This is a genomic window from Ruminococcus sp. AM42-11 (assembly GCF_003480145.1).
Lineage (GTDB): Bacteria > Bacillota > Clostridia > Lachnospirales > Lachnospiraceae > Blautia_A > Blautia_A faecis.
The window spans coordinates 23,988-36,082 of the sequence record NZ_QUIO01000042.1; the positions used below are offsets into that span (position 1 = coordinate 23,988).

Annotated in this window: 13 protein-coding genes; 12 read left to right on the forward strand and 1 reads right to left on the reverse strand. The window is 39.7% G+C overall.

Features of this window, described 5'->3' with window-relative positions:
• The 8 genes from DW904_RS18575 (at nucleotide 1) to DW904_RS18610 (ending at nucleotide 7,403) form a co-directional block, all read left to right on the forward strand.
• Complete coding sequence (locus tag DW904_RS18575; protein WP_118583499.1) at nucleotides 1-891, forward strand: hypothetical protein; 891 nt, start codon at nucleotides 1-3, stop codon at nucleotides 889-891.
• A complete protein-coding gene (locus DW904_RS18580) occupies nucleotides 888-1,616 on the forward strand; it encodes an ABC transporter permease (protein WP_226841014.1) in 729 nt (242 codons plus the stop codon). Before DW904_RS18575 ends, DW904_RS18580 begins: the two co-directional genes overlap by 4 nt.
• 101 nt (nucleotides 1,617-1,717) lie before the next feature.
• The gene (locus DW904_RS18585) at nucleotides 1,718-2,395 is read left to right on the forward strand and encodes an ATP-binding cassette domain-containing protein (protein WP_173773824.1); all 678 of its coding nucleotides are present in this window, start codon (nucleotides 1,718-1,720) and stop codon (nucleotides 2,393-2,395) included.
• A 2-nt stretch (nucleotides 2,396-2,397) separates the two neighbouring features.
• Nucleotides 2,398-3,801: a hypothetical protein gene (locus DW904_RS18590; protein WP_118583501.1), complete on the forward strand. Its 1,404-nt coding sequence runs from the start codon at nucleotides 2,398-2,400 to the stop codon at nucleotides 3,799-3,801.
• Nucleotides 3,798-4,526, forward strand: coding sequence for a hypothetical protein (locus DW904_RS18595; RefSeq protein ID WP_243110493.1), 729 nt, complete (start codon nucleotides 3,798-3,800; stop codon nucleotides 4,524-4,526). Before DW904_RS18590 ends, DW904_RS18595 begins: the two co-directional genes overlap by 4 nt.
• A gap of 84 nt (nucleotides 4,527-4,610) precedes the next feature.
• Entirely contained in the window at nucleotides 4,611-5,171 is a 561-nt protein-coding gene (locus DW904_RS18600; RefSeq protein WP_118583503.1) for an NUDIX hydrolase, read from the forward strand.
• A gap of 54 nt (nucleotides 5,172-5,225) precedes the next feature.
• Nucleotides 5,226-5,957, forward strand: coding sequence for a class I SAM-dependent methyltransferase (locus DW904_RS18605; RefSeq protein ID WP_118583505.1), 732 nt, complete (start codon nucleotides 5,226-5,228; stop codon nucleotides 5,955-5,957).
• Nucleotides 5,958-6,122: 165 nt separating this feature from the next.
• On the forward strand, nucleotides 6,123-7,403 hold the full coding sequence (locus tag DW904_RS18610) for an Ig-like domain-containing protein (RefSeq protein WP_118583507.1): 1,281 nt from the start codon (nucleotides 6,123-6,125) through the stop codon (nucleotides 7,401-7,403).
• Nucleotides 7,404-7,643: 240 nt separating this feature from the next.
• Here the strand turns inward: DW904_RS18610 and DW904_RS18615 are convergent, their stop codons facing one another.
• Nucleotides 7,644-7,922 (reverse strand): hypothetical protein, encoded by a 279-nt coding sequence (locus DW904_RS18615; RefSeq protein ID WP_202187773.1) that lies wholly within the window; start codon nucleotides 7,920-7,922, stop codon nucleotides 7,644-7,646.
• Between the two features lie 152 nt (nucleotides 7,923-8,074).
• Here DW904_RS18615 and DW904_RS18620 point away from each other — a divergent pair, with 152 nt between their 5' ends.
• The 4 genes from DW904_RS18620 to DW904_RS18640 form a co-directional block, all read left to right on the forward strand.
• Nucleotides 8,075-8,833: a class I SAM-dependent methyltransferase gene (locus DW904_RS18620; protein ID WP_118583509.1), complete on the forward strand. Its 759-nt coding sequence runs from the start codon at nucleotides 8,075-8,077 to the stop codon at nucleotides 8,831-8,833.
• A gap of 763 nt (nucleotides 8,834-9,596) precedes the next feature.
• Complete coding sequence (locus DW904_RS24250) at nucleotides 9,597-11,186, forward strand: histidine kinase dimerization/phospho-acceptor domain-containing protein (protein WP_243110494.1); 1,590 nt, start codon at nucleotides 9,597-9,599, stop codon at nucleotides 11,184-11,186.
• The gene (locus DW904_RS24255; protein WP_243110495.1) at nucleotides 11,165-11,665 is read left to right on the forward strand and encodes a response regulator; all 501 of its coding nucleotides are present in this window, start codon (nucleotides 11,165-11,167) and stop codon (nucleotides 11,663-11,665) included. Before DW904_RS24250 ends, DW904_RS24255 begins: the two co-directional genes overlap by 22 nt.
• A 249-nt stretch (nucleotides 11,666-11,914) precedes the next feature.
• Nucleotides 11,915-12,095 (forward strand): LysR family transcriptional regulator (locus DW904_RS18640; RefSeq protein ID WP_147422288.1); only part of this gene is annotated, 181 nt, incomplete at its 3' end.

Sequence of the window (12,095 nt, forward strand, 5' to 3'; positions counted from 1 at the left end):
ATGAAGCAGACACTTGGAATTGTTCGCTACAATTTCTTCGGCTTTTTCCGTAATCCCAAAGTGATTTTTATCCTCTTTCTGGAATTTGTGCTCAGTTTTCTGCTTACAGGAAGAATCATGGTTGTTATGGATAACTACAATACGCCTGTACAGGCAATTGAACCTTTCCTGTGGACCTTCGGGGATGGAACAGCAGTGCTTCTAAGTTCCATGCTTTTGCTTTTGCTGTTCTCCGACCTGCCGAAAATGACACCAGTCACTCCTTATCAGCTGATCCGTACCACCAAGAAGAAATGGCTCTTAGGCCAGTTTGTCTATATTACATTCGTAACGATTTTATATACATGTTTTATGCTTTTGTTTACTTCTGTGCTGTGCATGAAGGACAGCTATCCAGGCAATCTGTGGAGTGACACAGCAGCAATGCTTGGATACTCTGATCTTGGAAAGAATCTGCAGGTGCCGTCTACAGTACGTGTTATGGAAAGCATTTCACCTTATGGCTGTATGCTGCAGGTATTCCTTTTGCTTTTTTGCTATTCCCTGACTTTAAGTTTTGTAATTCTGGTGGGGAATCTCTACAAAGGAAAAACAAAAGGCATGATAGCTGGTCTGTTTTACAGTATCTATGGATTTCTTCTGGATCCCAATGTACTGGCAGCTGTTTTACATAAAGAAAAGTATGAGATGTATCAGATAAACGTACTGATCTGCTGGATCAGTCCCTTAAACCAGGCCGTCTATGGGAAACATAATCTGGGCTATGATCCATTACTCCCAAAGCTCTGGCAATCCTGTGTATTTTTTCTTATTCTGGTAGTAATACTGGTTATTCTGGCGCTTCGCAGAATGAAGAAATATCCGTTTGAATTTCTGGGGGAAAAATCATGAGTGGTGAGATGAAACGTATGCTTACATCCAAAAATTTTCTGGCAGCCTGGCTGATTGCTTGTGCAGCTCTTCTCTTTGGACAAACCTACCCCAGTCTGAAGAAACCTTTGACTTGTGGTGCTTTTATAGACCTTCTGGATAGCGCTATAAAAGGTCAGATTGTATCTTTTATTTTACCCATAGCAGCAGTGCTTACCTGGAGTGATTCTTTCCTGCAGGAGTATAGAAGCGGATTTTTAAAAACTGCTCTCCCCAGAACCAGCCGTAGTCAATATGTGGAAGGAAAGGTTTTTTCTATTCTGATGTCTGGTTTTCTGGTCTGGTTACTGGCAGTCATAACAGTGCTTTTGGTTAATTTTGTTATATTTTATCCTATGGAAGTAAAAGGAAATATTCCAAAAGATCTGCTGACAAAGCTTCTAATGAAAGCTCTCCGCATGAGCATCCTTGGAGGTATCATAAGTACCCTTGGAGGTATCTGCGGAACTCTGTGTCAATCTGCTTATATGGCTTACGGAATTCCTTTTATAAGTTATTATTTCGGAATTATTTTACACCAACGATATTTTAAAGAACAACTCTGGTTTTACCCGCCAGAATGGATTACTCCTTCTGGAAACTGGGGACCATACCAGACTGGTTTATGGTTATTTTTGTTATTATTTCTACTTGTACTGATCCCGGTTCTGGGAAGTGTACTATATGATAAAATTGAAGAAATTTGAGATGTCAGACCGCTTTTCTGAAAATAAAAATATAGTCCTGCCTTTGAGAAATTGAAAGGATCTAAAATTAAAAGGATTTAAATTGGAAAGAAAACGATTATATGAACAGTGTAAATCACAATAAATTATTAAAGTCAATTCCATGTGTACAAATAAGTCATGTTACTAAACGTTTCGGTGAAGACCTTGTTCTAAAAGAAGTAAATCTTGATCTGAATTACGGACAGGTATATGGCATTGTTGGAAATAATGGTTCCGGAAAAACAGTTCTTATGAAATGTATCTGTGGTTTTCTGCCGGCTACAACCGGAACCATCCATGTATCAGGAAAACAGATTGGAAAAGACACCGATTTTCCGGAAAGCCTTGGCGTTATCATCGAGACGCCAGGTTTTCTTACACAATATACAGGAATGAAGAATCTGGAAATTCTGGCAAATATGCAGAGACTGATCTCCAAGGCAGATATCCGCCTTATTCTTCGAAAAGTCGGCCTGGATCCCGATATGAAAAAACCGGTTGGAAAGTATTCGCTTGGAATGCGCCAGCGTCTTGGAATCGCTCAGGCCATTATGGAGGATCCCCGTCTTCTCATTTTGGATGAACCCTTCAACGGACTGGATAAACATGGCGTAGCGGAGATCCGAGAGCTTCTTCTGGAACTGAAAGCTGCCGGTAAGACCATCCTTCTCGCCAGTCATAACGAAGAAGATATCCGTATTCTCTGTGACCATGTATATGAAATGGACGGAGGAATCCTGAAGGAAAGGACAGGCTGAACATGAAAGAAAAACGATTACAAAAAAATTCTGTATTTTCCGTTAAAACAGACTGCATCTTATTGATTACTGCATTAATTGCCAGTATCCTGTTTCTTATATCCCCATTTGCAGTTTCTGCACAGGAGGCTGATGTTGAAAATACAGAAACAGTTTTTGAAGATGAAGCGGAAACTGTACCAGATATGAACCAGGATCCAGATTTTGATTCTGAGCCGGATTCTACCCTGGATTCCAATCCGGACCCGGATCTGGGCGGATTCATATCCGGTGACGATTCTTCCCCCAAAAATAATCCCATTCATGTTATTATTGAAAATGGATCTGGCAATACAGACAGCAGTAATGCAGAGCCTGCCGGTGATGATGCTATGGGTGTCGGAGATACTTCTTATGGAGAGATCTATGCCGGCAGTACAGACGGAGGTAGTTCCTCCGGAGAAAAGGTTCTTCACAAGCCTCAGCTGCTATTGGAAGACAGTAATCTTTCCAGCCAGACACTAAAAGCTGGCAGCATCTGGGAAATGTCCGTAACCTTTCGAAATAAAAGCCGCAGTCAGAACGTATATGGACTAAAAATTTCTCTTTCCACAGAAACAAAAGGAATTGAATTTGATAAAAATTCTTTTTATGTACAGAGGCTGACACCTGGCGAATCCATTACTTTAACGCAGAATTTATCTATCGCAGAAGATACTGAGCCAGGTCAGGTAACAATCCTGTTTTCTCTGGAATATGAAGATTCCAAAGCCTCCAGTGCCAATAGCACAGAAACTCTGACTTTTAACGTGTCACAGCCTGTACGTGCAGAATTAGAAGTGTCTGACATTCCTTCGGTATTTTATACAATGGATACTGTAGAAATTCCTGTGAAAGCATTGAATCTTGGAAGGGATAAAATCTATAATGCCAAAGTGAAATTAGAAGCAGATGGATTATCTCCAAAAGAGACTGCATTTCTGGGAAATGTAGATGAGGGAACTGCATCTGAGGGTACAATAAGAGTATATGTAAAAGGAAGCACCGGAAATAAAAGTTCTAAATCGCAGTCTGTTGCAGAAGCAGGAAGTTTATCTGACAATGTATCAGATATATCAGATGAAAATGATGCTACTTCTCAGAATACATCTATTTCACCAGATCAAATTACAGGAAAACTGATTCTCATCTACGAAGATTCCACAGGTAACTCCTACCAGACAGCTGTCGATTTTTCCTCCGAAATCAAGGAATCCCAAATTCAGTCTCTAAAAGTTGAGGATTCTCAGGAAGAGACTAACAGCTGGTGGTACTCCATTTTTGCAATTCTGGCGGTTCTGCTTATCATCATCATTCTGTTTCTCATGTCCAGATTACATAAAAAATCTGTCCTTCTGGAAGAAGCAAGAAAGGCGGCATCCCGTTGAGAAAGAAAAAAATAAACGGTTTCACCTGCTTTCTGATGATTCTCATTTCACTGACTCTTTTCTTTTTTCTCAGGCTTACCTATGAAATACAGAAAGAGAAGCAGCAGTATACAATCTTAATTTCCCTTGGAAATCTCAGTTACGACCAGAATTTCCTGAAAAAAGCTTCGAAAATAAATGGGCTTCAGGAAATCTGGCCAGTTGTGGAAATTCCAGTAACCATAAAAATAGAAGACTATACAAAAACTACCGTATTTTGTGGAATTGATCTGAATGCTTTTACGGAAATTTCCGGGCAAGACAATTTAGGAAACACTCCACGCTTACTCCTGGGGAGCAATTCTCTGGAAAATATGAAAGACTCCAATGGACATGCCATTTCAAAGAAACAGCAGAATAAATATCTGAAGATGGGAGAACAGCTTGCCATTACATATACGTTAGACAGTATCGATTCAAATAAAAATTCTACTGAATACAGCAGTTCCGTTTCCAGCAGTAGTTTCACGGCTATGGACAATCCCGGGAATAATATTTCACCAGTGTCCTGTCTTCCCTGTAAAGTTGCTGCAATACTCCCCGGAGAAGATAATCAGATCTATATCCCGCTCTCCCAGGCAAGAATTCTGTGCAGCGAATCTGGCACTGCGCTGACTGTAACAAAGGTGTTGCTAAAGATAAAGGGAAAGACCAATCTTGAAAACGCTAAACAGCATTTTGAATAACAAAGATACTTCCTTTTCAGGTGTAAATAAATATCTGCTTATGTTATACTATTGTACAAGACCAATAAAAAGGAGCACTCTATAATGAACAGACAGGAACTACTTAACCAAATTGAGTATTATACCCCGTTCAATGAACAAGAAGAGACGGATAAGCAGCTTATTCTGAACTGGATCAGAAATAATACCAATGCTTTTTCCAGAGAAAACACGGTAGCACATATGACTGCTTCTGCCTGGGTGGTAAATCAGGATAAAAGCAAAATTCTCATGGTCTATCACAATATTTATAATTCCTGGTCCTGGCTGGGAGGACATGCGGACGGGGAGACAGATTTACTTGCAGTTGCCCTTCGGGAAGTGAAAGAGGAAGCGGGGATTTCCCATGTCAGTCCTGTATCTGAGGAGATTTTTTCTTTGGAATCCCTTACAGTAGATGGACATGTGAAAAAGGGCAAATATGTGTCCAGCCATTTACATCTGAATGTAACATATCTGCTGGAAGCAGATTCTGAGGAAGCTGTCTCCATAAAAGCCGACGAGAACAGCGGTGTCGCCTGGTTTTCCCCTGAAGAAGCGCTGAAGAAATCTACAGAACCATGGTTTGTAGAACATGTGTACTCCAAGCTGATTGAGAAAATGTAATGAAAGAAGCCAACAATTATAATACTTATATTATACAAAGAAAGAGAAGAGAACATGAGTGAGAAAATTGTAGTTTGCCTTGAAAAAGGTGGCGCAAGAGATATGGCTGAAGCTTTTTCCAGGCGCACAAATACCCCAATCTCTGAAAAGCCGGGAGAGCACCTGACGGTGCTTTTTAATTCCAAAGGTGTTTCTTTAACCGGATATGGTCTGGCTTATCAGGGGGATTTCGAAAATATGCTTCACCGGGTGACCAACGGAAGATTACAGCATGAAATGCTGGTACGGGCTTCCAAATCAGAAAAGCCAGGGCGCAAGGCAATAGATGCCACAGCAGGTATGGGAGAGGATGGATTTCTTCTGGCAGCCCAGGGGTATGAGGTAACTCTGTATGAGCAGAATCCAGTGATTGCTGTTCTTTTAAAGGATGCCCTGCGCCGGGCAAAGAAGCAGCCCGTATTGAAAGAGATCGCTGCCCGCATGAAAGTGACAGAAGGCAACAGCGTGGAATTAATGCCCGCACTCCTGGATCCTGTAGACGTCATATACCTGGATCCCATGTTCCCCGCAAGACAAAAGTCCAGCCTGATCAACAAAAAACTGCAGCTCATCCAGAAGCTGGAGCCCCCATGCTCCCAAGAGACCGACCTTTTCGACGCCGCTATCAGCGCAGACCCGGATAAGATCATTGTAAAACGACCGCTGAAAAGTGATTTTCTGGCAGGAAGGAAGCCTTCTTATACGTTAAGCGGAAAAGCGATTCGATATGATTGTTATACGTTGTAGAGGAAATAAATTGGCAGAGCAGGCAGATGAATAAATGATATATGCATAGCAGCATTTTTATAATCCTTTTCGATTACTGTCAGAAGTGCTAGTGCAAATCAGAAGCAACTATGTATAATAAGAATAAAAAGGACAGTATTGCTTATAAGGAAGGAGAAAATGCTTATGAGAAATGGTAAAAAATCATTAAAAAAAGCCAGCGTACTGCTTACTACATTCTTACTTGTAGTAATGTGTCTGGCAGTGGATACCACATCTGTAAGTGCCGCGAAGATCAAACTGAACAAAACAAAGCTTACCTTGACCCAGGGCAAGAAATACCGTTTAAAGGTAAAAGGCACAAAAAAGAAAGTGAAATGGTCCTCCACAAAGAAATCAGTGGCAACTGTCAATAAAAAGGGTGTCGTTACAGCAAAGAAAAAAGGAACTGCATATATTAAAGCTAAGGTTGGCAAAAAAACATACAAGTGTAAGGTTACTGTTAAGAGTAAAAAAGCACCTGCAAAGCCAGCACCTACAACACCTTCTGCTCCGGTAAATCCGCCGGCAGAGCCTACAGCAACACCTACCACAGCTCCAGCAAAAACACCAGTACTAAGTGCAACATCTTTAAGCATGCGTAAAGGTGAATATTATCAGCTTAGCGTACAGGATCCTAAGCATCTGCCCGTATGGACCAGTTCAAACAAGAATATTGCAGAGGTAGACAGTCAGGGAAAGGTACATGCAATTAATGTTGGAACAACAGAAATCAAAGTAGATGCAGGGATTGTTCTTACATGCACAGTTACAGTTACCATGGAAACAAAGCCTCAGACTGAACCAGTTCTTTCGAAAGCAGTTATAAAAGGGCAGCGGTCAGTCAAGAATGAAGCTGGCGAATCTGTAGTGATTGAGATTCCTCTGAATACTTATACCTATACTTTCAGCACAATTCCAACAAACGTGGAAGAATTGAAGCAGTATAACATCAGCGGTGATGATGGGAGATATAAGGTGCTCGCTCTTTATGTCATGTCACTTCGGACCTGGAAACCGGAAAATCAGACAGATTGCGAAGAAATGATCGGATATTTATGCAATAAGCAGTTATCTGTTTATGAGAAGCAGAGATTAGCAGAGCAAATGAAAAAGAGTAAACAGTATCTCTATCTTGGAAATGCATTCTTAAATGGTGCAACTCCGGCGAATGACTACACACCTTCACAGCCTTATTCAATTACATTAACTCAGGATTCTGTAGTAGATGAAGATCAGATATACATTCCGGCAAATCCTTCCATACCATCTCCTGATCAGTATAGAGCCTTTATCTATTGCAAGGCTTCTGACAGTGGTAAATGGATCGATGTTTATAAATCATCTAAGGACGGAAACTGGTATATGTATAAATGGATGGATCTGATCACTTCAATAAAAGCCCCGGCTTCAAGTAATCCATTCTAAATATGTCTTCAGGTGATTCATTCTAATTACAAGAGAGCAGACATCAAAGACCTCGGTTTTTGGTGTCTGCCCTTAATGTATTTTATAAAAATTATATCTGTAACCGCTGGGGGTGACAGTATACTAAGAGAAATCTTTTTGGACACTTTGACAGCAGCTTCCCAAACTACTGCCACGGACTCCCCAAAAACAACTTGTGACGATCATCAGCAGTTGCTTATAGAACTGAAACATAATGAACTAAATTCTACTAAAAATCATTCTTTCCGTATTATCTAGCCAGAACGGCTCTCCTGTAGGGCAATGAGTTTCATACCAGTTAAAACCGCCTTTTTCACTTCCAATCTTTCCGATTAATGATGTCTGCCCAAGTGAAAATAGATATTCTACATTTTTAGGCTCTTGATACCATAATAGCAATCTAATTCCTACCATGCTAAAATACCCTCCATTTCCACTCCAGCCGTATTGAACATGACCATTAGCAAGCAGTCTTACAATAATACTTGCATCACCCATTTTATATTCCTCCGTTCAGTATTTTATTGGACATAAACTGTGCTTTAACATATTCTTTTTAAATATAATATATTTTATATTGTATGTTAAGTCATTTATCCCGTTTTTATGGTATTATAAGAAAACAAAGAACAGGATAGGAGGCGTTTGAAATGAATCATAATGATATAGTCAGACAGTCATTCAAAAAACAGGCTGAAAAATTTGTAGCATATCATATGTCAAAAGTGGAATATACAGACTATCTGATTCAGAAAATCGCAGCAACAGGAGAAGAACATGCATTAGAAGTAGCTGCCGGGACCTGTATTTGTGGCAGGGCTCTGGCTCCTTATGTAAAGGATATTACCTGTCTGGATATGACGGAAGAAATGCTGGCACAGGGAATCAGACTTGCCGAAGAAAGTCATATAGAAAATATTTACTTTCAAAGTGGTAATGCCGAAAAACTTCCATACGAACCCGAAACCTTTGACCTGGTGATCACAAGGCTTTCTTTCCATCATTTTGACAATCCTGAGAAACCTTTTGAAGAGATGAAACGTGTCTTGAAAAAAGGGGGAAAGATGGTGGTCTGGGATATGGAAGCTGCCGAGGAGCCTTTACGGGAAATTGATGATAAGATTGAAAATATGCGTGATCCTTCTCATACCAGAATCCTCAGCAGGGAAGAATTTGAAGAAATGTTCAAGAAAGATTTTGCACTGCAATGCGAAGAAACTACTCTGGTGCCGGTGAATCTAAAAAGTTGGATGGAACTGACTGATACTTCGGAAGATGTGCAAGAAGAGATAACAAATTTGATGAAAGCTGAATTGGAAGGCGGTAGAAAACGGTTTTCACCATATAATAAAGATTCACAAATCATGTTTGATCATAGATGGCTATTACTAATTGGTGTAAAAAAATAATGGTAATAAAAATAAGCAGGAAACTCCTTTGAAGAGTTCCTGCTTTTCTTGAAATGTCCTAATATTTAGATAGGATTCGGGGGCATATTTATAAATGTAATTACAGCTCTAAAGAATCTTCTGCATCTATTCGGGTTTTGTTACACCAGACATCTGTACAAAATAAAGAAATCTCTGTGCAGATAAAAACGACGTTGGAAAATAATAGTCAGATGTATAAACTGAAATTGCATACGCTGTGGTCGCCTATGAAGAAAGACGTATGCATAGGAATTATCGGGTATTTTGACATTATAAAATAGAAAAATACAACAAATGTAGGATATGATGGAATTGCCGTTCATGTGTATATCTGGATGGAAGGAACAGACGCTGATTGCGTCAACGGAAAATCTGTTGAAGATGATTCGTCTACTTATGATGTGACAGTAAAACTTGCCGGAGTTGCAAGCGGAAATTAAATGTTCTTTTGAAAGGTCATGGCACGAACCATGGCTTTTCTTTTACCCCAACATCCCCATATTGGCAACTATCCCCACTCACCCCACTCTTTTTCAGTACATTTACTGAATTGCTATTTTCCCGACTTCCCGGCTTGCCATATAGCTGAGAAATTTATGAAATGTTCCTGTTTTTTAAATCCTGCAAATACTACTGATGAGCGTGTAAATTTTCATTCTACAATGTAAAAACTCTTTGTTGACGGATATATTTGGATAAGGATATAATCTGTATCAGAGAATTTACAGGGAGATAAACAAGTATGAGTCAGGATATGATTAATAACCGTTTTTTGGAAGAGTCGGTATTTGCTATTGCCGATGGATACTGCGTGATCAATCTCACAAAGAATATTGTACGTGGTTCCATGTATCAGGTAGTTAATGGAAAAAAATATAATCTGAATGAACAATTAGGTTTGCCGGAAAATTCAAGCTTACAGAGTCTGGTGGATGCATGGGCATTGACCATACCTGAAGAAGGTCTTCAAGATTTTCTGCACGAGTTTGACAGAGAACGACTGTTAAAGCGTTTTGAAAATGGTGAACGGCATATATCATTCCGATATTGGACCAGGACTGCTACTTTTGAGCCCATGCTTGCAGAAGATCACATGGCCCTGTACCGGGAAGAAGAAACCGGAGATATCATTGCAGTCAATTATGTTCTTGACCGTACAGAACATTATCGCTTAGAGGAAAAAGAGAGGGCACTGGAAAAATCAAACAGAGAGTATGCGAAGCTTCTGGAAGAAGAGAAAAAGCATACGGCTATGATCGAAGAATTAACGAAGAAACTGCAAAGTCAGCTGGAGTTATTTACCGTATCCATCCCTGGCGGTGTCAAAATCAGTAATGATGACCCGGAATATTCTTTTAAATATGTTTCAGAACAATTTGCAAATATGCTCGGTTACGCAACACCGAAGGAACTGATGGACGCTTCTGGCGGTAATATTATCGGTCTTGCTCATCCAGATGACGTAAAGGTCGGACTTGCAGATGCATTAAATCAATATACGCATTCCGATCATTATGCTACTATTTACCGGATACGCTGTAAGGACGGCACATACAAATACATCGAAGATCGTGGACAGAAAGTAATAAAGGAAGACGGAACCATTGAACATTGGAATCTCATGCTGGATAAAAATGACTTCATGCACAAATCAATTGCATTGGAAAGTGAAAAGAAAGCAAATAAAAGCAAGTCTGATTTTCTCTCCAGGATGTCTCATGATATGAGAACCCCACTGAATGGCATTATCGGATTGCTGAAGATTGCTGAGAAGCATTTTGATGACAGTGAATTGGTTCTGGAAAATTTCGGAAAAATGCAGGTAGCCGCAGATTATCTATTGTCACTTATTAATGATATTCTTCAGATGAGCAAAATCGAAGATGGAAATGTACCGCTAACGCAGGAAATCATCAACTTTAATGAATTAAGTCAGGATGTTCTGACTATCATAGAACAGCGGGCAAAAGACAGAGGAATTCAAATGCAGTTCCGTTCAAAAAAAGAAGGGCTTCGATATCCTTTTATTTATGGAAGTCCGGTGCATATGAGACAGATTTTTCTTAATATTTATGGAAACTGTATTAAGTATAACCGGATTGGCGGCAAGATAATAACGGTGTTGGATTATACAGAAGTAGTGGATGGAATTACGACATATGAATGGACGATCACAGATACAGGCATTGGCATGAGTAAGGAATATCTGAAGCATATATTTGAGCCGTTTTCGCAGGAAAGGAATGATTCTGGAAGTACACAACAGGGAATTGGACTGGGAATGTCGATTGTAAAAGGCCTGATTGAAAAATGGGCGGAACAATTAAAATAAAAAGCGAAGAAGGAATCGGATCAACTTTTATTATCAGAATTCCGTTTAAACTTGCTTCCGCACCAGATACAGTAAAGAAAACAGCAGCACAGATGGATATTAGTGGATTAAACTTATTGCTGGTGGAGGATAATGAACTGAACGCAGAAATTGCGAAAACTCTGTTGTCTGATGAAGGTGCAAATCTGACAGTTGCAGAAGATGGACTGCAGGCGGTCAGGATGTTTCAGGAGAAACCGGAAGGTTATTTTGACGCAATTCTGATGGATATCATGATGCCTGTAATGGATGGGCTTACTGCGACAAAAACAATCCGGTCACTGAAACATCCTGATGCTGAGACAATTCCAATCATTGCCATGACAGCAAATGCTTTTCAGGAGGACGCTGAAAAATGTATTGCTGCTGGAATGAATGCACATCTGGCAAAACCTTTGGATATTGAGAAAGTAAAGATGACCATTTATAAATATATATAAGAAAAGTCAGCAAGGAGGTATTGACGCATGTTTAGAGAAATATATAATTTGCACAGCACTCTTATTGCGTCCAATGATAACATCTCCATGCCTGTTGATAAGATAATGATATGAGCAAAAACGTCTTTTCATCTGTTTGAGGAAAGACGTTTTTTATATGAAAATGTTTTGGAAGAGGAGTGACCGAAAATGAGTTTAAATTGATATGGCTGAAATAAATATATGACATGTCAAAAAAGAAAAAATATTATGGACGTTAATTTCGAGTATTATAAGATCTTTTATTATGTGGCAAAATACCACAACTTTACCAAGGCGGCCCAGGCGTTAAACAACAGCCAGCCTAATATTACCCGGGCCATGAATTGTCTGGAACAACAGCTGAATACCACTTTATTTATCCGTACCAACCGCGGCGTACAGCTCACTC

Excerpts from the sequence above, each read along its gene's own strand:
- DW904_RS18585 (WP_173773824.1), top strand. The coding sequence starts at position 1,718 with ATGAACAGTGTAAATCACAATAAATTATTAAAGTCAATTCCATGTGTA.
- DW904_RS18580 (WP_226841014.1), top strand. The coding sequence starts at position 888 with ATGAGTGGTGAGATGAAACGTATGCTTACATCCAAAAATTTTCTGGCA.
- DW904_RS24255 (WP_243110495.1), top strand. The coding sequence starts at position 11,165 with ATGGGCGGAACAATTAAAATAAAAAGCGAAGAAGGAATCGGATCAACT.
- DW904_RS18600 (WP_118583503.1), top strand. The coding sequence starts at position 4,611 with ATGAACAGACAGGAACTACTTAACCAAATTGAGTATTATACCCCGTTC.
- DW904_RS18620 (WP_118583509.1), top strand. The coding sequence starts at position 8,075 with ATGAATCATAATGATATAGTCAGACAGTCATTCAAAAAACAGGCTGAA.
- DW904_RS18575 (WP_118583499.1), top strand. The coding sequence starts at position 1 with ATGAAGCAGACACTTGGAATTGTTCGCTACAATTTCTTCGGCTTTTTC.
- DW904_RS18590 (WP_118583501.1), top strand. The coding sequence starts at position 2,398 with ATGAAAGAAAAACGATTACAAAAAAATTCTGTATTTTCCGTTAAAACA.
- DW904_RS24250 (WP_243110494.1), top strand. The coding sequence starts at position 9,597 with ATGAGTCAGGATATGATTAATAACCGTTTTTTGGAAGAGTCGGTATTT.
- DW904_RS18615 (WP_202187773.1), bottom strand. The coding sequence starts at position 7,922 with ATGGGTGATGCAAGTATTATTGTAAGACTGCTTGCTAATGGTCATGTT.
- DW904_RS18610 (WP_118583507.1), top strand. The coding sequence starts at position 6,123 with ATGAGAAATGGTAAAAAATCATTAAAAAAAGCCAGCGTACTGCTTACT.
- DW904_RS18605 (WP_118583505.1), top strand. The coding sequence starts at position 5,226 with ATGAGTGAGAAAATTGTAGTTTGCCTTGAAAAAGGTGGCGCAAGAGAT.